We start from the raw sequence: 18,986 nt of genomic DNA, 5'->3' as shown, positions 1-18,986 counted from the left end.
GATCAGATCGAGCAGATCGCGCGGCGCGCCCGCAGATGCAAGTGGCGAATCGCCATGGCCGAGACCATCAAAATGCCTGACGCCGTGGCCAGCACGACAATAAACGCCTTGTCGAAGGCCGAACGGGCCAGTTCCGACACTTGCAAGCCAAGTTCGGCCGGCAATTGTTCGGCGGCCAGCAGCGCCGCATCGAGCGTGTCATGGGCATTCGGCAGCAGTCCCGCGCTTTCCGGGATCACCAGGGTGGCGCTGTAGACGGCCGACAGAATCGTGCCCAGCACCGTGACGCCGATGACGGCGCCCAGCTCGTACGATACTTCCTCGATCGAGGCGGCCATGCCGGCTTGCTGCGGCGCCACGTTCAGCATCACGGCGCTCGACGCGGCCGTCATGACGGCGCCCAGGCCCAGGCCCAAAATCACCAGGCTGGCCACTTGCGCCGACACGGCGGCGTCATGCAGCACCAGATACGAGGCCATGCCGATGCCGGACAGCAACAGCGAACCCCACAATACCTTGGCCTTGTCGGCGCGCGGCAGCATGAAACCCGTCAGCGGACCGGCAAACACGGATGCCAGCGGCAGCGGCAACAGCAGCAAGCCCGCTTCCAGCGGCGACAATTCCCGCACCAGCTGCATGTGCTGGCTCAGTGCCAGTTCCATGCCGATCAGGGCGGCCGAGGCCACCATGGCGGCGGCTACGGCGCTGGAAAACGGCAGTTCGCGGAACAGGGCGAAGTCGATCAGCGGCTTGGCTTGCCGCTTCTGGCGGCGCACGAATTTCAGCATGAAGAAGGCGCCCACGGCGAACGAGGCGGCAGCCAGCGCATACGACGGCTGCGACTTGCCCAGCTCCTTGATCGCATACACGCCACCAAGCAGACCCATCATGATTTGCAGTGAACCTTTCAAGTCCCACGGCTTGTCGCGGTTACCGGCCCGTTTCGGCAGGACAACGGCGGCCAGCACCAGGGTCAGCAGCACGATGGGCACGTTGATCAGGAAGACGGAGCCCCACCAGTAGTGTTCCATCAGGAAACCACCGAGCACAGGGCCAAACGCGGCGCCGCCCGAGGCAATCGCGGCCCACACGCCAATGGCGAACGAGCGCTCGCGGTTATCCGTAAACGTCAACCGGATGATGGACAAGGTGGCCGGCATCATCAAGGCGGCGCCGATGGCCAGCAGGATGCGGGCAAAGATCAGCCATTCCGGCGCGGGCGAAAACGCGGCGCACAGCGAGGCGATGCCGAACACGGCCAGGCCGGCGAGGAAAACGGGTTTGTGGCTCAAGCGGTCACCGAGGGTGCCGAGGCCGGGCAGCAGACCGGAGACGACCAGCGCGTACACGTTGATGATCCACAGTTTTTGTGAAGAGGATGCCTGCAAGTCGCGCGTCAGCGCGGGCAAGGCAGTGTAGAGCACGGTCATGTCGACCACGATCAGGAATAAGGCGCTGGAGACGATGGCCAGCGTCAGCCATTTTTTCATTGGATGCATAAACAACTCATGGATTTTAGTGTAACTTTTAACAACTGTCGGTTTGAATAAATTTGGTGCTGCGCAAATATTTACGTTCCAGGCTGCCACGGGCCTGGGCTGGTCGGGGGCGGCGGGCGTCAGCCACGGTCGCCATCCTTGTCATCCACCGCGGCGGACATTGCGTCGAGTTCGCGCAGCATGACGACGGACACTTGCTTGAAGCCACGGCCCTGGAAGAATTGTTGCGCCGTCAGGTTGTGCGCGCCGCATTCGAGGAATAAACGGGCGATGCCGTGGCCGCGCAGCTCGTCGGCTACCCACTCCACCAACTTGCTGCCGATGCCGCTGCCGCGCACGGCGGGCAGCAAGACCAGGTCATCGAGCGCGGCGAACGATTTCGAAGCGCGCTGGCGCGTGTCGATGGAAACGAGGGCCATGCCGACGATGGCGTCGCCAGCAGTGGCGACAGCCAGCAGGGTCGAATCGCCATGCGCCCAGTCATGCGACAGGGCGGCGCGGATTTCGCTGCGTATCACCTCAGGCAAGTCCGCGCGCCAGTTGCCTGGCGCATCGGCGCGTTCGCCCTGCAGCTCAGAATGGGAGATATAGTCGGCGCTGACGTTATCAAGATATAACTTGCACAGCGCATCTTCGGCGGTGGCGTCGTGACACCAGTCAAAGCTGATGACGGGGGAATTGGCGTGGACGTTTTTCATGGCGGATCTCATGTTATTGAATTAGTAAAGGCATTTTATGTCGCCCCTGAATGGCATTCAAGTTAAAATCTATCTGTAAAACAGATAGGTGGATGCCATGCAATGGACTTTGGAACAAATGCGCTACTTTGAAGCGGCCGTCGCGGCCGGTTCTTTCTCGGGCGCGGCGCGCCGGTTGGGCCGCGCGCAATCGGTGGTCAGCACCTCGATTGGCTTGCTGGAAGCGGAATTTGGCGTGGAATTGTTCGACCGCTCGCGCCGCAGCGCCGTGCTGACGGAAGCGGGCAAGGTGATGCACCTGGAAGCGTGCGAACTGCTGCGCCAGGCCGAGCGCTTGCAACTGCGCGCCCAACTGCTGAGCGAAGCGCCCGAAGCCCAGCTGACCCTGGCACTGGACGAAGCCCTGCCCTACCTGGCCATCAGCAAGCTGGTCAAGGAACTGGCGGCGCGCTACCCGGCGCTGGAACTGGTGATGCTCAACGCCACGGCCTCGGAAGTGGCGCAATACGTGGAGCAGCAGCAAGCCGACGTGGCTTTTCATTTTGACCGCGGCCCCATCTCGCCCATATTGGAACAGCAGCACATCGGCAGCGTGGCGCAAGGCGTGTTCGTGGCCAAAGGCCACCCGATGGCGCACGGCCAGGAAGTGAGCCGCAACGAGCTGACCCGCTACCGCCAGCTGATCATGGATTCCGACCTCAACCGCGAACACGCCTTCAGCCCCGCCGTCTGGTTTTCCGACAGTTTTTACAGTATTGCCGAAATGGTCGCGGACGAGCTGGGTTGGGCGATTTTGCCGCTGAATATTGCCAATTACGATAACTACAAAGGGTATTTGCAGGAAGTGCCCTGCCCGGCGCTGGCCTTGTCGCGCTTGCCGGTGCGGCGGCTGTCGATCCACGGGAAGAAACTGAGCGAGACGAGTTTGTGGCTGACGACCAGGCTGGCGGAGTTGTTATTGGACGGGCCGAGGGGGTGAGACGGCTGGACAGTCGCCGAGCTGGCGCCCATGATCTAAAATGGCACGCTCTGGACATTCAAGGAATACAGCATGAATTTCGATTGGCATGGCGGCGTCATCACCCGGCACACGGTCGTTGATGCCAACTACCGCAACACGCAAAACGTCAGGCGCTTCTTGCTTCACAAGTGCGGCCCCGAATTCAAGCTTGACCGCGATTTCATGGCCTGGATACGCGATGGCGCGGTGAAAACCATGGGCGATGTCGCGGATGAATGGACGCGTCGGCATAATCAGGCCGGTGATGCGTAAATAAATAATTAATAGGTACTGAAAGCTTTACATGATTCACTCAACCGCCATCAACAACTGGCTCGCCATGGCAAAAGACGATGCCGTGGAGATCGATCCCGACGACATCAATCACGAAGCGATGACCAATATGTGGAGCTTTTCGCCCACGGACGAGGAAACGCCGCAGATTCATGCGGCCGATATCGTCGAGTTCATCGGTGAAGTGATCGCGGCGCGCAGCAGCGCGCTCGCTGGCGAGGAGATGCTGTTGTATTGCTGGCACGATGCGCAATGCCGCCAGTTGCGCTTCAGCCTGGTGTCGCGCTCGCATGGTCGGCTGCCGTTTCGCTGCGCGCTGCGCGAAACGCAGGATTTATCTCTGATCGCTGACCGCGTGGTGAACGGGGACTGGCGCAACGAGAATTACATGCAGGCACCGTCGGAGCAAGGCGATGAGCAGGAAGCCGCGCCGTTCGTCCTGCCCGTGTTTGTCGTGCCTGTTCCGTAGGAATCAGCGCGCCACAATCAGGCCTGGAAGCGCGCGGGCCGGCAAGCCTCCAGGGCTGATGCCGGCTCATCATCGACGATTTCCCCGCTGGCCAGCTGGCCCACGATGGCGGCCAGCACCACGCCCGGATGCATGGCGCACACGTACGCGCCTTCCACCTGCGGCAAATAGCCAATGACGGGCACGCCGTCCAAGGGCATGGGGCGCAGGCCGATGCAGGCGAATGCCGGCGCGATGGCTTCGGCGCCGGCAAGTTCTTCCCGGATCGCGCTGGCCGTGCGTTGCGCGATCGCGGCGGGCTGGTTGTCCGGCGCGTCGTCCACATAGTCCTCCGCTGCCAGCATGGTGCCGTCTTCGGCTTGCCGCACTTCCATTGCATGGCTGGAAATGATGCCGCGCACCAGGCCGGGTGGCGCCTGGTAGCGCAGGAAGATGGCGGGCGAGGCGTGAATCGGCAGGCTGGCGCCCAGTTTCTGCGCCAGCGCGGCAGTACCCGTGCCTGCCGCCAGCACGACCATATCGGCCTCGATGACGCCAGCGGCCGTTGCCACGCCCGTCACCCGCGCGTCCCGCACCGCAAAGCCCAGCACGGGCGTGCGCGTGCGGACGGTTGCACCGAGCACCTGGGCCGCTGCCAGCAAGGCGTGTGTGGCGGCAACGGCGTCGAGGGCACCCTGCTCCGGCTCGTGGACGGCCTGTTGCGGCGGCTGCCGCAGCTGCGGTTCAAGCTGTGCAATGCGCGGGCGGTCAATCAAGATGGATTCGGGCGACACCCGCCCATCCTGCGTGCCATACGACAAGGCGCCATGCCAGCGCAGCGTCAATCCGGGTACCTGCGTTTCCAGCTGGCGCCAGGCAGCGATGGCGCCGCCGCGCAGGGCCGCTATGGGGTCCGGTCCGGCACAGGACGTGTTAATCCAGGCAAACGAGGTGCCCGTCACGCCGGATGCGATGCCGCCCGCCTCGACGACGGTGACTTTTGCACCCTTGCTGGCCAGGTGGTAGGCCAGCGACGCGCCGACGATGCCGGCGCCGATGACGACGATGCGCTGGGGAGCTGCCCGCAGCTCCAGCTTGTAGACATGGCCATCGACAACGTTGCCTGCCACGATGGCGATATCGGGCACGGGCAATCCCTGCACGAAACCGCAGCGCTCCAGCACGCGGATCGACGCCGCATTGCCGTCGATGGCGCAGGCGCACAGGCGTTGCAGCTGCCACTCGTCTTGCGCCAGAGCGATCAGGTGGTGCAGCGCGGCCGTGGCCAGGCCCTTGCCCGCCTGCTGTTCGCCGATGCGGTAGCCGACTTCGGCCACGCCTTGCTGCCGGTCGATGTCCTTGAGGTTGGCGCGGCCGATCAATTCTCCGTGCTCACCCACGATGACGCAGGGGTGCATGCGCCCCTGTGCGTGCTCATCCAGTAATTGCGCGACGTGCGCGTGGATGCCGTCATCGCTGTAAAAATCGTCCGGGCGCCCGTCGATATGGCGCTCGAACCAAGCCCGGTTGGCTTGCTCGAAGGCCAGCAAGGGCGCTGCGTCGTCGGGACGCAGGGTGCGGATGGTAAATGTGCTCATGCAGACTCCTGGAAAGGCATGAGTCTAGTGACACGCCGGCCCGCCCGTCAATCTTGATTCCATCAATCAATATAAAGTGAGAGCCGCTACAATGGCCGCCATGAACAACGATCTGTCCGCTCTTGACGCGGCGCGCCTCTTGGGCGTCAGCCTGCCCACCCTGTATTCCTACGTGAGCCGGGGCTTGCTGGCCTCCGTCAGCAACGGGCAATCGCGCCGCAAGCGCTACCCGCAGGAAGACGTGCTGCGCCTGGCGGCACGCAAGAACGACGCCAAACGGGGCGGCCAGACGGCCGTGGCCGCCATGCACTGGGGCTTGCCCGTGCTGGAGACGCAGATTTCCCAGATTCTCGATGGCCGATTGCTGTACCGCGGCTGCGATGTGACGGCATTGGCAGAGTCCGCGACCTTGGAAGCGGCCGCCAGCCTGCTGTGGGACGATGGTGCGAGTGACTATTTCCGGCAGGATGCGCCCGTCCAGCAGCAGGACCTGGCCAGTGCGCCCGATGCGCCGCCGCTGGCGCGCGCCATGCTGGCCATGGCCATGCTGGCTCCAGCGGACATGCCACACGCGCTGCAGTCTGGCCCGGCATTGATGCGCCTGGTGGCCGCCGCCCTGCTGCAGACGGCGCCGTCCGCCCTGCCGCTGCACCAGCAGCTGGCCCAGGCGTGGCAAGCCGATGCGGAGCAAACTGAACTGCTGCGCGCCGCGCTGGTGTTGCTGGCCGACCATGAATTGAACACGTCGACCTTTGCCGTGCGCTGCGTCGCTTCGACGGGCGCCAGCTTGCCCGCCGCATTGGGCGCGGGCTTGGCAGCCCTGTCCGGAAACAAGCATGGCGGTGGCAGCGCGGCGGCGCGGCGCATGTTGATGCAGGCGCTGGACGCGCCAGACGCCAGGGATGCCATCGGCGCCTATTACAAGACCATCGCGCCGGAATTTTCCGGCTTTGGCCACCCGCTGTATCCGCTGGGCGATCCGCGCGCCGCGTATCTGCTGGGAATTCTGTCGACGCTGGCGCACGAGAACCCGCAGCTGGACGCCATCCTGGCCGTGTGCACGGCGGCAGGCGAGTTGCTCGATGCCAGGCCGAATGCCGACCTGGCACTGGCCGCCATGGAGCTGGCGTTTGATTGGCCCGAGGGCGCGGGCATGAGCGTGTTTGCGCTGGCCCGCTCGGCCGGCTGGATCGCGCATGCGGTCGAGCAAGCCGCCAGCGCAGCCCTGATCCGTCCGCGTGCCCGCTACATCGGACGCCACCAGCGCGACTGAAAATAGTCGCTTGATTTATTACGCATACGTAGTAGTATACTCCGCATGCGTACCAATACCTCCCCCCAATCCGGCCTCCCCGATGCAGCAGCCTGCCCGCTGGGCGAGCGTTCGCCACGGCTGTTCAACCTGCTCAACCTGGCGCGCCAGAACCTGTTCCGCTCGGCCGACGCCGTGTTTACCAGCGAACTGGGATTTTCCGGCACGCAAGTCGTCGCCCTGTTCGCCCTGAAGGGCGAGGAAGGCTGCCAATTGAAAGATCTGGGGCGGGCGTTGCAACTGAAAAACTCGGCCGTGACGGGCCTTGTGGCGCGCATGGAAGAAAACGGCCTGATCGTGCGCGGCCAGTCGGCGCTCGACGCGCGCGCCGGCACCTTGCACCTGTCGCCCAAGGGCGGCGACGTGCTGGCCGCCGCCCTGCCCCTGCTCGACAGCCTGAATGCACAACTGAAAGCCGGTTTCAGCGAGGAGGAACTGGCCGTCGTCGCCCGCTTCCTGCTACACGCCTCGCGCCTGCGTTTTGCGCAAGATCAAGCTAACCCACAGGCAAAAGCCGGGGTCAGACCCTGAGGGTCTGACCCCGGTCATTGCCATTGGGTGAAGCATTTTCATACCCTCTTTCTAACCCACAGGAGTTACCCATGCACCCCAACGACATGACCGGCTTGCAACTGATGCAAGCTTTCGCGCAAGGCCTGTTTCCCCGGCCCGGCATTTCCAAGACCATGCCCATGGATGCGCACACGGTCGAACATGGCAGAGTCATCTTCACGGCGACGGCGAATGAAACGCACACCAATCCCATGGGCGGCGTGCACGGCGGTTTCGCCGCCACCGTGCTTGACACGGTCACGGGCTGCGCCACGCACACGGTCTTGCCGGCCGGCGAAAGCTACGGTACGACGGACCTGAACATCAAGATGTGCCGTCCCCTGCCCTTCAACGTGACGGTCTACGCGGAAGGCAAAGTCATCAATGCGGGCCGCAACCTGGTCATTTCGGAAGGCACCATCCGCGACGAGGCCGGTAAAGTGTACGCGCACGCGACCGCCACCTGCATGATCATCCGCCCCCGCGAGCAAGCGGCCGCCTGATACGGTTCGGCACCGCGACCTGATCCGGGGCGGGGACGCTGACGCGCTGTATGCCGCCGCCCTGTGAGATCGTGCGCGTGGCGGGGCGAGGCGGCCGGTATCCCCCTGTAGCAGTCGTCCGACTGATACAGCATGTGCCTGTACGCGGTGCCTTGTATCTTGTCCCTGCCGTGCCGGGCTTCTAGACTGGGGCCTTCTCCACGCTGCGACTGCCTGCCATGACCGACCTCCTGCCCCTGATGAGCTATTGCTTTGTGATGTCCGCCACGCCCGGGCCGAATAACGTCATGCTGGCCACCACCGGCGCCAATTTCGGCTATCGCGGCGCGCTGCCGGTGATCCTCGGCATCCAGGCCGGCATCTTTGTGCAGACCATGCTCATGTGCGTGGGGCTGGGCAGCGTGTTCGTCGCGTACCCGATGGCGCAGCAGGTACTGCGGATCGCGGGCGCGCTGTACCTGATGTTTTTGGCCTGGAAGCTGGCCGGCGCCTCGGTGGCGGGAAGCAGTGCACCGAAGGCCGTATCGTTTGCGCAGGCGGCGCTATTTCAGGCGCTGAACCCGAAGAGCTGGCTCAAGGCGATCACCATGGCGTCCGTCTTCATGCCTGCGCACAGCAACATGCTCGCCAGCGCGCTGCTGGTGTCCGTGACCGGCACCGTGGTGGGCATGCCGTGCAACGCCATGTGGGCGCTGTTCGGCGTGTCGATCCGCAGCATGCTGAAAGCGCCCCGCAACCAGCGCATCTTCAATCTGGTGATGGGTGGCATCCTGCTGGTCCTCGCAGTGATGTTTTTACGTTAAACTTCCGCCCATGTTCGCCATCGACCGCTCCTCACCCATCGCCCTGTTCAAGCAGATCGAGGCCGCATTGCGCCAGCAGATCGCGCAACGCGTCCTGCCTGGCGGGACCAGGCTGCCGTCGATCCGCCAGCTCGCCACGCAGCTCGCGGTCAGCACCAACACCGTGGTGGTGGCGTATGACAGGCTGGTGGCCGCCGGCGTCATCGATACGCACGGCACGACAGGCTTCTTCATCTGCGCGCCAATGGACGCCAGCCGCGCCATCCCCGACGAGGTGGCGCTGGAAGCGGGCCAGGAGCAGGAGCCGGTCTGGCTGAGCCAGCAAGTGAACGACCAGCGGCCGGGCGTGCTGCTGGCCAGCAGCGGCGCCCTGCCGCCCACCTGGCTGCAGGATGCGCTGCCGGCGGCCGCCGTACAACGTGGCCTGGCGCGCAGCGCGGCCGGCATGGCCTCGCGCTGTCCGCCGCAAGGGCTGGCCGAACTGCGCGAGCAAATCGCGCTGCTGATGCGCGGCATCGGCATTGCCGCGGACGCCGGCCACATCCTCACCACGTTCGGCGGCACCCATGCCATCGATCTGATCTGCCGCACCTTCCTGCAGCCCGGCGATACGGTGCTGGTGGAAGACCCCGGATACTTCCTGATGTTCGGCCGGCTTCGCCAGGACGGCGTGCGCCTGGTACCGATCCAGCGCCGCCCCGATGGCCTCGACCTGGACGAACTGGAAGCGGCCTGCCGCGTGCACCGTCCGCGCCTGCTGTTCATGCAGACGGCCTTGCACAATCCCACCGGGTGGAGCAGCAGCGCCGCCAACCTGCACAAGGTGCTGATCATGGCGCAGCAGTACGGCTTCCTGATCGCCGAAGATGACGTGCACGGCCATTTCCAGCCGGGCCACAGCACGCGGCTGGCGTCGCTGTCCGGACTCGACGGCGTGATTTACTACTCCAGCCTGTGCAAGGCGCTGAGCCCGGCCCTGCGCATGGGCTACCTGGCCGCAGCACCCGCCCTGCTCAAGCTGCTGATGCGCACCAAGATCCATTCGATCATGACGTTGCCGGCGCTGAACGAATACGTGTTGCTGGAAGTGCTCAAGGCCGGCAACCTGCGCAAGCACCTGGAGCGGCTGCAACGCAAGATCATGGTGGCGCGCAATGCCAGCACGCGGCAACTGAGCGCGGCTGGCGTGCTGTTCGAGCAGCCCGGCGACGCAGGCATTTTCCTGTGGGGCAGCATGCCCGAAGGGCTGGACGTGGACTTGCTGGTGCAGGACGCCTACCGCAACAAGATCCTGCTGATGCGCGGCGCCGCGTTCTCGGCCAACGACACACCCGACCAGCACATCCGCTTCAACGTCGCCTTCAGCCAGCATCCGCGCGTAAGCACCTACCTTGAAGAACGCCTGCGCGCGGTGGCTGGCGCGCGCTCAAGCCTGGCCCGCGCCAGCGCCGCCGCCAGCATCGCGCGCAAGGATGCTTAGCAGGATTTGTTGTCCCCGGATTCCTGGCCGGCATCGCCTTCGATAGGCTGCCTCATGCGGTTGAGGTCGTTGCAAAGCTACTCGCCTGTCTACTTCTTGCCAAAGGAATAACAACGCCATACACTGAAGCATTCAGGACGTCCGTTATCGGTCTATTGTGTTGAAAAATGCGGGTATGTTGATGTTTAGATAGAAATCCTGCCAGCCTGGACTGGCCAGAACCGACGCTATTGAGCGATCACCGACTGCTTGGAGGTCTGAGACAGACCGAAATGGTTGCCGCTCGACATTTTCAACACAATAGGCCAATAGCGGCCCTTCGCGTTTTTGCACTTTGCGATGATCATTGACCTAAAAAAGTCTTGTGCACCTTTACGAAAATTGAATAAACTACAAATTATGACTCCGTACAAAAAACTGAAGCTTGCAAACGCCCTCATGCTTTTCGGAGTCGTTGTAATTATCTTTGGCTTTTACCGATTCTTCGCAATAGTCGCCCCAGCCCCCTTCAGGATGAGCACGGTAGGCGAAGGACTTCTGATCTTGGGGCTTCTCGTAATTCCCGCACTGGTTACCAGCCTGTCGGGCTTTGCTTGGTCACTGATTGTAGAAAAGAGAAATCCATCGGCGCGAGTTCCGGGAACCTATGCTCTTCGCATAGTTGTCTTTATTATCCTTCTTGTTCCCATGGTGTTAGCGATTTACCGATCCTAGACAGATTAAATATTTGTAATAGGGAACTGATTTGATTTGGAAGTGTCCGCAGATTATCTGCATTGCGGCGAATGCAGCCTGCCGATGCAGCCGCTATATTTTCACCCTGGTAACCTGCTATGCTGAGCCGAACGGTTGGGTTCGGCCAAAACCAGACATTTTAAATTACTCCAGAACAGTTGGTGGTAGTGCCGCCGCTAATACCAACTAGCATTCCATCAGCAGCACGGACACTTCCGCTAGGCGCATTTTAGATTTTCAAACTGTACTGGGCTGATATTGCCAATTGTTGAGTATCGGCGCCGTGCATTGTAGAACCTTCTGTGTAGTAGAAAACATCGGCGCGTAATTCATCCCAGTCCGGCAGTTCCTCTTGCTAAACCGTTCTGTTTTCAGCGTCGAGAAGAATCTTCCAATCGCGGCCTTGTTCCAGCAAGTTCCTCGCCTAGTGAAGACTTGGCGATCTTCTATCGAAGCAGTACTGGAGAATGCATTGATTGGCACATACGAAATAGCAGACTTGTACTCGATAGGCATACCTGGAGTTGAAGTTGCGGGGAAGGAGTTTCAACTGCGCGACCTGCATGAGATGATTGGTATTGAAAGAAACATGACCTGTTTTATGTTTCGGAACAACAGTAAAGCTGAAACTGACTACGGACACATGGTCACCGGGGTTCTGTTCAACAAAGTTGACATGAACGAGCAAAAAGACGAGCTTGCGAATAGTAACTCAGCTTATAACGATCTAACGGTTCTGCGCATAGACTGCCGAGATCCTGCGCTAACTGTTCAACAAAGAAAGACTTTAAAGTACAAGGGCGTCGCTATCAAGGACCTCCTTAAGATCTCTTACGCAACATTTAATCGCCATCCGCTCCGTCACCCAACAGGCAAGAAAAGTGTGCCGAACATTGTTTTAGTTGAAGCTGACTTTTCAAAGATAGACGCACAGAAGCTACTAGTAAATTATCTGATCATGAAACATAACGGCGGAACTGCGTTGATCGATTATGAAAAAGAAGACTTGGTCGGAACAATGCTGGGGATGCGAAACAATACAATCAATAATCGCCTCCTTGAAACTTTTGGCTTTACTGTGAAGTCTGCAAGCGAGAACGTCAACATTCAACTTGCATCGTTGAACGCGAAAGCTGCACGAAATGCTCTGACCAAGGAAGAGTTAGAAGCCAAAGCCAGCTACGAATTCGTTAAGCGAGTAGCGGCACTTGGCGCTGTATGCGCTGAGTTTGAGAGAGCGAAATCAGGAGACCGGTCATTGACGTTAGACAGTGATGCTGCGCAAAGTATACTTGCTAACGCCATTGAGTTTGCCCCGTCTGTTCTACTGCACGGGAAAAATCAAGTCTTCTGGGATTTGCAATCCTACCTGCACATTGTAATTCGACACATAGATGCCTATCAGGTTGGTAATTTTAAGGGAAAGACTGTCCTTCCTTATGAGCTGACGGACCTTAAGGACCTGATCGAGAAAGTCTTAGATAGTATTCGCGAAGAGCTTGCTCTTCACTTCGCGACGAACTCGGGAGAGTTTGTCAGATCAGGGCGCATGGCAGTACTCTTCAATGGAGATTACTTCATCTTAAGGATCGATCCTAATGGACGCCTTAGCCAGTTCTACAGTCCTTAGCACATAGCAGCAAGGTAGATGAAATCGCACACATTTTTCGAACATTACTTCCCATGCGCGGCTATTAGTAGATTGGTCAGCCTCGCACAGGTAACCCGAACCCAGGCAAGTTGGACCAATTTACTGTCCAGCTTGGGGCGAAAAAAGACATACTAAGCCATGGTGCGAGCATTAGGTGTCCATCCTGTTCGCCGCCAGACTGATGCCGGCAAAGCGCTGTCGGTCGCCTCAGCCCGCCGTCTTTTTCTTCGCCTTCAATAAACTCCCCGCCGCATTTTCCTCGAAGCGCCCCGCCTCTTCTATATAACCATGCACGGTGCCGTCGTGGCGCCATCCACCCTGGCGCTTGATGGCCTGGAAATCGGCGCCCGCGCGGTGGGCGCTGGTGGCCATGCCGCGGCGCAGGCTGTGGCTCGACAATTCCGGCACGTAATCGAGCGCCGCCAGCCTGGCGCAGCTTGCCAAGATCGTGTTGATGCTGCTGGCGTGCAATCCCTTCGCTCCCACATGGCCCCACTGATTCACGGTACGCAAGAGCGGCCCCGTGCGGATATGCGCCACGGTGAGCCATGCGCGCAGGGCTGTTGCCGGACAGCAGACGCCGTCGCCGAACGGGATCGCCTTGACGATACCCTCCCCCAGTTGGTCCGTTTTCGAGCGGGGCAAGGTGATCACCATGCCCTGCGGCTCCCAGCTCACGTCTTCCAGCATCAATCCCGCCAGTTCGCTGCGGCGGAAACCGCCAAAAAATCCCAGTTGCAGCAAGGCGCTGTCGCGCAAGGCCTTGACGCTGCCCAGCGCGGCCAGCCTGGACACGATCAACTCCAGGTCCTCCAATGGCAGCGCCTTGGCCTTCTTTTTCGGCTTGCCGTGCAGGCGGGCGATGCCGGCCAGGGTCTTGCGCACGGTGGGCGTGGACGCGGGATCGGCAAAGCCCTGGTACACATGCCATTGCGACAGGGCCGTCAGGCGCAGCGCCAGGGTGCGCGCGTTCAGGCTGTCCGCATACGCCAGCAGGTAGCGGATGACGCTCGACTCGTCGGCGGGCAGCGCCCCGCCCCAGGCCTGAAAGTGGCGGATGGCGGAACGGTAGGTGCGGCGCGTGTTGTCCGACGTGGCGGCGGCGAGAAACGCCTGGTGGCGCGCGGCCAGCTCGGCATCGATCAGGGCGCCGTGTAATGGCGCAGCGGCGATGGCGGCGTTTTTCGGCACTTTTAGCACGCCAACACGGCGTTTCTGGAGGGGCAAATCGGGCATGGCGGTGGCGAAATCGCGGTTTTGTACTGGGAGACACGCAGAATACCATGCCAAACACCCCCATAACACGCGATAAGCGATCTTATCGCGACTTATATTTTTCAAAAATTATTAAAATTTATATCGTAATATTATTTGATATTACGTATCATGTAATACGTTACTAAATTTCGCTCATAGGTGGTTTCATGGCCCGCACCGGCATTCTGTACTCTGATGTTATGAAAGCAGCCCAAATCGTCGCAGCCGATGGACGCAACCCCACGGTCGACAGCGTGCGCGAAGCGCTGGGTAGCACGGGCAGCAAGAGCACCATCGCTCCTCTGTTAAAACGCTGGAAGGAAGAATTTCAGGGTGCGGGCGCCGTGAAAACGGAGGGCGGCTTGCCGGCCGAGCTGATGGAAGCGATGCGCGGCGTGTATGACAAGCAGCAGCGCGATGTGGCGCAGCAGCTGGAAACGGGCATGCAGCAGAATCGCGCCGAACTCGATGCGGCGCTGGACAAGCTGAAGAAGACGGAAAACGAACGCCTGAAGCTGACGGAGGCGCGCGCCGCTCTCACCCAGGAATTGCGCGCCACCCAGCACGCGCTGGCACAACTGAAGGAAGAACATCATTTTCGCGCCGTCACCCTGGCCACCTTGCACAGCGACAACGCGGGCCTGACGCAGCGTCTGGCCGACCGGGGCGAGGAAATCGCCGCCCTGAACCGCCAGCTGGCCCAGGTGCGTTCGCAGTTCGACCATTACCAGGAAGCGGCGGCCACGCAGCGCAGCGAAGAACGCGCGCTGGCGCAGCAACGGATCAGCCGGCTGGAACAGGACAACGCCCAGTTGCAGCAGCGCCTGCAAGGCCAGCAAGCGACTTTGGTTCAGCAAGACATGCGCCTGGCGCAGCTGCAGGCGGAGCAAACACGCTTATCCAGCGAAGCGGCCGCCGACCGCGCAGCGCTGGCCACCGTGCGCCCCGAGCGCGACCAGTTCGAATTTCAGTATCTGCAGGCGGCCGCGGCCGCCGACGCCCTCCTGGCCAAGCTCGATACGGCCCTGCTGGCGCTGAACGACGCCAAGGTGGCGCTGGCCGCGCAAGACCGCCAGCTCGACATGCTGGCGGAACATGGGCAAATAGCGCAACAGAAAATGGGAGCATTGGCGCAGGAGCGCGATGGCTTGTTGCGCGACCATGCCGGCATGGCGGCCAGGCTGGCCCTGCTCATGGATAGCCAGGAGAAACGCGATTTTTGAACCCGTCTACATGCTCCGGGGTTGATATGATGGCCTGAGGACGGGCTACAGGCGGCGATTCAGCACGCTGTCGATGTCGTGGGTGGTCAGTTCAAGGTTGACCACGCCGTCTTGCAGCCAGTAGCCATCACCTCCCCTTTGCAGTGCATTCATGTCGAGCGTGCCCAGTGCTGGCGCGATGGCGCCGGCGAGCAAGGCCGCCACGTCGTCCCATGCCGTATACAACAGCTTCAGATACCAGCCGTCGTCGTGGGCAAAGGCAAGAAAGCGGCCGCGCAAGGCCGGCAGCTGCGTCAGCGCGCCACGGTGGCCGAGCAGCGCGGCCAGGTCCGCATCGCCGGGGACCGGCGGCGCGCCCCGGTAATCGGCCCAGGCATGGCTGCCGCAGGCGTACAGGTCTTCCTGGGCCAGGGCCGCCAGTTGCTGCCGCGCCACCGTCTGGCAGGCGGCAGGTTTCCTGGCCGTGCCGGCGCTGCCCTTGCGCAGCACGATGCCGTCCGCCTCCTGGAGCGCGGGGATCACATCCTTCAATTCGATGCCGGAAGCGACAATCATGCGCGCCACCGGGTCGTGCCAGATATACAGATAATGTCTCAAGTGTTCGTCCGCTTTGGTTTCCGTGCTGTATTTGCCGTCACGGCGGCGCGGATCAGCGCCTTGCATGCTGCGGTATCGAGAGTGCCCGGTACAGCTTTTTTCATGGCTGATATCTCTGTTCCTGCCGCCTGCCTTACAGCGCTGGATCGGCCATGCAACTGGCCAGCGCAGCAATAAACTGGTCGCGCAAGGCCTGGTACTGCGCATCCGTCGCGAATTCCCGTTTGTCCGCTGGCTGATTGAGCAGGTAGGCGGTGGCGACCGTCCCGCTGGCGGCATGCAGCAAGGTGTATAGACTGATCACGCCGGACGATCGCGTGATATAGGGGTTGTTCAATGCTAGCACTTCCACGCCCTGGCGCGTGTCCGTCTCCAGCGGCACCAGCTGGGGCGGCTTGCTGTTGGCCGACATCTGCTGCATTTGTGCCAGGATGGTGTCGTGGTCGGCGGCAAACCGGCCGTCGGCGCTGCGTTCGATTTTCAGATTCACGAACGGCAAGCTGCCCTTGTGGAACAACATCAGCCGATAGCCGTCGGCCACCGATACCCGGCCTTCTCCCGTTGCCAGCTTGACGCTGCGCGTCGTCACGTGCGCGGGCAAGCGGTCTTGCTGCCGGAACTGGAATTCGCTGCGGTTGATGCATTGCGCCAAGGGCCCCAAAGGATCGGCCGTACGGTCTTGCGCCTGGGCGACGAGTGCGGCGAGCAGTGCGGGGATGGCAAGCAAATGGCGGTGCTTCATGGGCGATACCAGTCATCGAATTAATGTACGGCGAGCATAACCGTCCGTATTACTAGAAAGCAAATGTTTAGTTGCCATCCTCTAAACGCCCGTGGGGCTAGCTTCTTAATATGAAATTCACCTTGCCTGCGTAGCATTCAAATTGGCAAGGCTCTCATTGTGCAGCGCCTGCCCTTTTCAGGCAGAACCATGAATGACATCGCTTTAAGCTTGCGCCACGGCGCCGCCGTGCTGCCCGCAGTGCTACCGCAGCGCGCCAGCGGACACCGCCTGAAAGCGGCGCTGGGCGCCCTCTTCTTTCCCCGCCAGCGCACGCGCTGGCAAGCTTTCCTGGGCAGCATGCCGGGCTTGAGCTCGCTGGCGCAGCTGCATCCCTGCCTGCGCTTCAAGATTTACCGGCCTTATGCTTCGCGCCAGCTCGGTTGCGCGGATCGCCTGGCCTTGCTGGAAGGGCACTACCGCTTCCTGTGGCAGGCCGGCGCGCGCGCGCTGGTCGAGCGCGCCGCGCGCCAGTCCGTCGTGCTGGCCGCGTTCGAAGGCAAGGATGGGGCACTGTACCGTTTGCAACTGACGGCCATCTACGACAGCTACCGCGAGGGCGAACTGTGCCTGCGCCTGACGCGCGACAGCCAGCCCCTGTACCTGGCCAGTTTTTTGTTCCTGCCGCGCGCCGACGGCGTCTCCTTGCAACTGGGCGCGCTGCAAGGCTTGCGCTCGGAGGCGGGCAAGCTGGCCGTCAAGGAAGCCACGCGGGCGCTGCACGGTTGCCGTCCGAAAAACCTGATGGTGGCGGCCTTGCGCGACTTCGGTGATTTTTTTGCCTGCACCAACCTGTTCTTGGTCTGCAATGACAACCGCATCGCCCTGAATGCGCGCAGGCGCCGCCATATCGCCGCCGACTACGACCATGTGTGGCAGGAACTGCACGCCCTGCGCATGCGCGACGGTAATTATCACTTGCCTTGCGCGCCCTACCGGGTGCCGGACTTGGCCGAGGTGCCATCGAAGAAACGCGCCGATGTGCGCCGGCGTGGCGAATTGCTGCTCAGCATGGCCGCCGACATGCGCGGGCAGCTGGCGCATTTGCTGGAAACGCCTGCGGCGAGTAACTTTTCAATGTAGCAAGAATGACAGAAAACTCAGGCAACCTTCATGTAATCGGCCTATGCTCGGCATGCACGCCAGCCACCTTATCCAGGCGCCGGCGTGCATTCGGCCCACCCTGGACAAGGTTTCCCATGACACCCACTTTCTCCCTCCTCCCCCTTTGCCTGCTCGGTAGCGCCGCCCTGGCCGCGCCCATCCTCGACGATGCCGTGCGCCAGCGCGCCGAGGAACTCACGCGCACGGGCATGCATGCCAGCATCGTCATTGCCGTACTCGATGGCAAGCACAGCGCCGTGTACGGCTTTGGCAGCGTGCAGGCTGGCAAGCACATCAAACCGGGTGCCGATACCGTCTACCAGATCGGCTCCATCACCAAGACCATGACGGCCTTGCTGCTGGCCGACGCCGTCGCCGAGAACAAGGTCACACTCGACGAACCGGTGGCGACATTATTGCCAGGCTATACGCTGCCCGCCTTCGACGGCAAGACGATCAGCCTGCTCGACCTGGCCACACACTATTCTTCGCTGCCGCGCCTGCCGGACAACTTCGCGCCGAAAGACCCGGCCAATCCGTATGCCGATTACACGCAAGCCAAACAGCGGCAGTTTCTCGCCGCCTACCGCCTGCCGCATGCGCCAGGCACGGCATTTGACTATTCGAACATCGGCTATGCCGTGCTGGGCACGGCCCTGGCGGCGCAGGCCGGCAGCAGTTATGAAGCGCTGCTGCAAAAGCGCATCGCCGTGCCGCTCGGCATGCGCTCGACTTCGAACACGCCCAGCCACGGCATGCTGGCGCGCCTGGCGCCCGGCCATTTGCTGTCGGGCGAGCCGACACCGGCCTGGCAGCTGAACGTGGTGGCGCCTGCCGGCGGCGTGTATTCAAGCGCGCGCGACATGGTTGCCTACCTGCAAGCGTATATGTTCAAGCCGCTGCGCCCGTATGCGCTGGCGATCCAGCCGCAGCGTCCGCTGGCGGCCGACGGCGACACGAAGATCGGCCTGGCCTGGCTGCTGGAGCAGCAACAGGGACAAAGCTACGCCTGGCACAGCGGCCAGACGGGCGGCTACGCCAGCTATGCGGCGTTCACCACGGACGGCAAGCGTGGCGTGGTGGTGCTGACGAACACGGCGCGCGATGTCGATGCGCTGGGCTTGTCCGCCTTGCTGCCAGGCACACCGTTGCCGCCGCTGAAAAAACCGCAAGCCGCCATCGCGCTGCCGCGTGCCGCGCTGACCGAGTACGTGGGCGAGTATCCGTTGGGCGAGGAATTCACGTTGACGGTGACCTTGGGCAAGAACGGCCTGGAAGCGGCCGGCACCGGTGTCGGTTCGGCGCCCCTGTTTGCCAGCGCGAAAGACCAATTCTTCTTCCGCGCCATCGAGGCGGAACTGGCTTTTACGCGCGATGCGGCGGGCAAAATAGTCAGCGCCGTGCTCACGCAAGGCGGGCAGGACGTGGTCTTGCCGCGCAAACCGTAAAAA

At 61.8% G+C, this 18,986-nt stretch carries 18 protein-coding genes and 1 pseudogene; 12 read left to right on the top strand and 7 right to left on the bottom strand.

The window, feature by feature from the left end:
* Positions 1-2 precede the first annotated feature (2 nt).
* Together CLU93_RS25100 and CLU93_RS25095 are read right to left on the bottom strand one after the other, a co-directional pair.
* Positions 3-1,490, bottom strand: coding sequence for an MFS transporter (locus CLU93_RS25100; protein WP_306595374.1), 1,488 nt, complete (start codon positions 1,488-1,490; stop codon positions 3-5).
* 128 nt (positions 1,491-1,618) lie between these two features.
* Entirely contained in the window at positions 1,619-2,197 is a 579-nt protein-coding gene (locus CLU93_RS25095; RefSeq protein ID WP_180287937.1) for a GNAT family N-acetyltransferase, read from the bottom strand.
* Positions 2,198-2,294: 97 nt separating this feature from the next.
* Here CLU93_RS25095 and CLU93_RS25090 point away from each other — a divergent pair, with 97 nt between their 5' ends.
* From CLU93_RS25090 to CLU93_RS25080, 3 genes are all read left to right on the top strand, one after another.
* Complete coding sequence (locus CLU93_RS25090) at positions 2,295-3,176, top strand: LysR family transcriptional regulator (RefSeq protein ID WP_180287936.1); 882 nt, start codon at positions 2,295-2,297, stop codon at positions 3,174-3,176.
* Between the two features lie 72 nt (positions 3,177-3,248).
* The gene (locus tag CLU93_RS25085; protein WP_099763817.1) at positions 3,249-3,470 is read left to right on the top strand and encodes a DUF6434 domain-containing protein; all 222 of its coding nucleotides are present in this window, start codon (positions 3,249-3,251) and stop codon (positions 3,468-3,470) included.
* Positions 3,471-3,501: 31 nt separating this feature from the next.
* Positions 3,502-3,960 carry a hypothetical protein gene (locus CLU93_RS25080; RefSeq protein ID WP_099763816.1) on the top strand — a complete coding sequence of 153 codons (459 nt, stop codon included), beginning with the start codon at positions 3,502-3,504 and terminating at the stop codon, positions 3,958-3,960.
* A 17-nt stretch (positions 3,961-3,977) separates the two neighbouring features.
* On the opposite strand, the gene CLU93_RS25075 is transcribed toward CLU93_RS25080, so the two are convergent.
* Entirely contained in the window at positions 3,978-5,537 is a 1,560-nt protein-coding gene (locus CLU93_RS25075; RefSeq protein WP_099763815.1) for an FAD-dependent oxidoreductase, read from the bottom strand.
* A 100-nt stretch (positions 5,538-5,637) separates the two neighbouring features.
* Between CLU93_RS25075 and CLU93_RS25070 the strand changes: the two genes are divergently transcribed.
* The 5 genes from CLU93_RS25070 to CLU93_RS25050 all read left to right on the top strand — a co-directional run bounded on the left by CLU93_RS25070 (position 5,638) and on the right by CLU93_RS25050 (position 10,187).
* Positions 5,638-6,810 (top strand): citrate synthase family protein, encoded by a 1,173-nt coding sequence (locus CLU93_RS25070; protein WP_257225089.1) that lies wholly within the window; start codon positions 5,638-5,640, stop codon positions 6,808-6,810.
* Positions 6,811-6,855: 45 nt separating this feature from the next.
* A complete protein-coding gene (locus tag CLU93_RS25065; protein WP_099763813.1) occupies positions 6,856-7,380 on the top strand; it encodes a MarR family winged helix-turn-helix transcriptional regulator in 525 nt (174 codons plus the stop codon).
* Between the two features lie 71 nt (positions 7,381-7,451).
* The gene (locus CLU93_RS25060; RefSeq protein ID WP_034748275.1) at positions 7,452-7,904 is read left to right on the top strand and encodes a PaaI family thioesterase; all 453 of its coding nucleotides are present in this window, start codon (positions 7,452-7,454) and stop codon (positions 7,902-7,904) included.
* 218 nt (positions 7,905-8,122) lie between these two features.
* Positions 8,123-8,707 carry a LysE family translocator gene (locus CLU93_RS25055; RefSeq protein WP_099763812.1) on the top strand — a complete coding sequence of 195 codons (585 nt, stop codon included), beginning with the start codon at positions 8,123-8,125 and terminating at the stop codon, positions 8,705-8,707.
* A gap of 10 nt (positions 8,708-8,717) precedes the next feature.
* On the top strand, positions 8,718-10,187 hold the full coding sequence (locus CLU93_RS25050; protein WP_099763811.1) for an aminotransferase-like domain-containing protein: 1,470 nt from the start codon (positions 8,718-8,720) through the stop codon (positions 10,185-10,187).
* A 953-nt stretch (positions 10,188-11,140) separates the two neighbouring features.
* Here the strand turns inward: CLU93_RS25050 and CLU93_RS28865 are convergent.
* Positions 11,141-11,351: pseudogene (locus CLU93_RS28865) on the bottom strand (IS3 family transposase); the annotation flags it as partial.
* On the opposite strand from CLU93_RS28865, the gene CLU93_RS25040 reads away from it, so the two are divergent.
* Positions 11,275-12,552, top strand: a complete 1,278-nt coding sequence (locus CLU93_RS25040; RefSeq protein ID WP_143451810.1) for a hypothetical protein — start codon at positions 11,275-11,277, stop codon at positions 12,550-12,552. The pseudogene CLU93_RS28865 and the gene CLU93_RS25040 sit on opposite strands and share 77 nt — an antisense overlap.
* A 228-nt stretch (positions 12,553-12,780) precedes the next feature.
* Here the strand turns inward: CLU93_RS25040 and CLU93_RS25035 are convergent, their stop codons facing one another.
* The gene (locus CLU93_RS25035) at positions 12,781-13,809 is read right to left on the bottom strand and encodes a tyrosine-type recombinase/integrase (protein ID WP_099763808.1); all 1,029 of its coding nucleotides are present in this window, start codon (positions 13,807-13,809) and stop codon (positions 12,781-12,783) included.
* Positions 13,810-14,030: 221 nt separating this feature from the next.
* Here CLU93_RS25035 and CLU93_RS25030 point away from each other — a divergent pair, with 221 nt between their 5' ends.
* On the top strand, positions 14,031-15,053 hold the full coding sequence (locus CLU93_RS25030; RefSeq protein ID WP_257225088.1) for a DNA-binding protein: 1,023 nt from the start codon (positions 14,031-14,033) through the stop codon (positions 15,051-15,053).
* Between the two features lie 45 nt (positions 15,054-15,098).
* Here CLU93_RS25030 and CLU93_RS25025 read toward each other — a convergent pair whose 3' ends face one another.
* Complete coding sequence (locus CLU93_RS25025; protein ID WP_099763806.1) at positions 15,099-15,716, bottom strand: hypothetical protein; 618 nt, start codon at positions 15,714-15,716, stop codon at positions 15,099-15,101.
* A 67-nt stretch (positions 15,717-15,783) separates the two neighbouring features.
* Positions 15,784-16,392, bottom strand: coding sequence for a hypothetical protein (locus tag CLU93_RS25020; protein ID WP_099763805.1), 609 nt, complete (start codon positions 16,390-16,392; stop codon positions 15,784-15,786).
* 189 nt (positions 16,393-16,581) lie between these two features.
* Between CLU93_RS25020 and CLU93_RS25015 the strand changes: the two genes are divergently transcribed.
* Complete coding sequence (locus tag CLU93_RS25015) at positions 16,582-17,514, top strand: VirK/YbjX family protein (RefSeq protein WP_099763804.1); 933 nt, start codon at positions 16,582-16,584, stop codon at positions 17,512-17,514.
* Between the two features lie 116 nt (positions 17,515-17,630).
* Positions 17,631-18,983: a serine hydrolase gene (locus CLU93_RS25010; protein WP_180287935.1), complete on the top strand. Its 1,353-nt coding sequence runs from the start codon at positions 17,631-17,633 to the stop codon at positions 18,981-18,983.
* The last annotated feature ends 3 nt before the right edge of the window (positions 18,984-18,986 follow it).

The organism is Janthinobacterium sp. 35 (genome assembly GCF_002754575.1).
Classification (GTDB): Bacteria; Pseudomonadota; Gammaproteobacteria; order Burkholderiales; family Burkholderiaceae_D; genus Janthinobacterium; species Janthinobacterium tructae.
The sequence above is the reverse complement of the archived record's forward strand: the minus strand, read 5'-3'. Positions and strand labels throughout refer to the sequence as shown.

Excerpts from the sequence above, each read along its gene's own strand:
- CLU93_RS25100 (WP_306595374.1), bottom strand. The coding sequence starts at position 1,490 with ATGAAAAAATGGCTGACGCTGGCCATCGTCTCCAGCGCCTTATTCCTG.
- CLU93_RS25095 (WP_180287937.1), bottom strand. The coding sequence starts at position 2,197 with ATGAAAAACGTCCACGCCAATTCCCCCGTCATCAGCTTTGACTGGTGT.
- CLU93_RS25090 (WP_180287936.1), top strand. The coding sequence starts at position 2,295 with ATGCAATGGACTTTGGAACAAATGCGCTACTTTGAAGCGGCCGTCGCG.
- CLU93_RS25085 (WP_099763817.1), top strand. The coding sequence starts at position 3,249 with ATGAATTTCGATTGGCATGGCGGCGTCATCACCCGGCACACGGTCGTT.
- CLU93_RS25080 (WP_099763816.1), top strand. The coding sequence starts at position 3,502 with ATGATTCACTCAACCGCCATCAACAACTGGCTCGCCATGGCAAAAGAC.
- CLU93_RS25075 (WP_099763815.1), bottom strand. The coding sequence starts at position 5,537 with ATGAGCACATTTACCATCCGCACCCTGCGTCCCGACGACGCAGCGCCC.
- CLU93_RS25070 (WP_257225089.1), top strand. The coding sequence starts at position 5,638 with ATGAACAACGATCTGTCCGCTCTTGACGCGGCGCGCCTCTTGGGCGTC.
- CLU93_RS25065 (WP_099763813.1), top strand. The coding sequence starts at position 6,856 with ATGCGTACCAATACCTCCCCCCAATCCGGCCTCCCCGATGCAGCAGCC.
- CLU93_RS25060 (WP_034748275.1), top strand. The coding sequence starts at position 7,452 with ATGCACCCCAACGACATGACCGGCTTGCAACTGATGCAAGCTTTCGCG.
- CLU93_RS25055 (WP_099763812.1), top strand. The coding sequence starts at position 8,123 with ATGACCGACCTCCTGCCCCTGATGAGCTATTGCTTTGTGATGTCCGCC.
- CLU93_RS25050 (WP_099763811.1), top strand. The coding sequence starts at position 8,718 with ATGTTCGCCATCGACCGCTCCTCACCCATCGCCCTGTTCAAGCAGATC.
- CLU93_RS25035 (WP_099763808.1), bottom strand. The coding sequence starts at position 13,809 with ATGCCCGATTTGCCCCTCCAGAAACGCCGTGTTGGCGTGCTAAAAGTG.
- CLU93_RS25030 (WP_257225088.1), top strand. The coding sequence starts at position 14,031 with ATGAAAGCAGCCCAAATCGTCGCAGCCGATGGACGCAACCCCACGGTC.
- CLU93_RS25025 (WP_099763806.1), bottom strand. The coding sequence starts at position 15,716 with ATGCAAGGCGCTGATCCGCGCCGCCGTGACGGCAAATACAGCACGGAA.
- CLU93_RS25020 (WP_099763805.1), bottom strand. The coding sequence starts at position 16,392 with ATGAAGCACCGCCATTTGCTTGCCATCCCCGCACTGCTCGCCGCACTC.
- CLU93_RS25015 (WP_099763804.1), top strand. The coding sequence starts at position 16,582 with ATGAATGACATCGCTTTAAGCTTGCGCCACGGCGCCGCCGTGCTGCCC.
- CLU93_RS25010 (WP_180287935.1), top strand. The coding sequence starts at position 17,631 with ATGACACCCACTTTCTCCCTCCTCCCCCTTTGCCTGCTCGGTAGCGCC.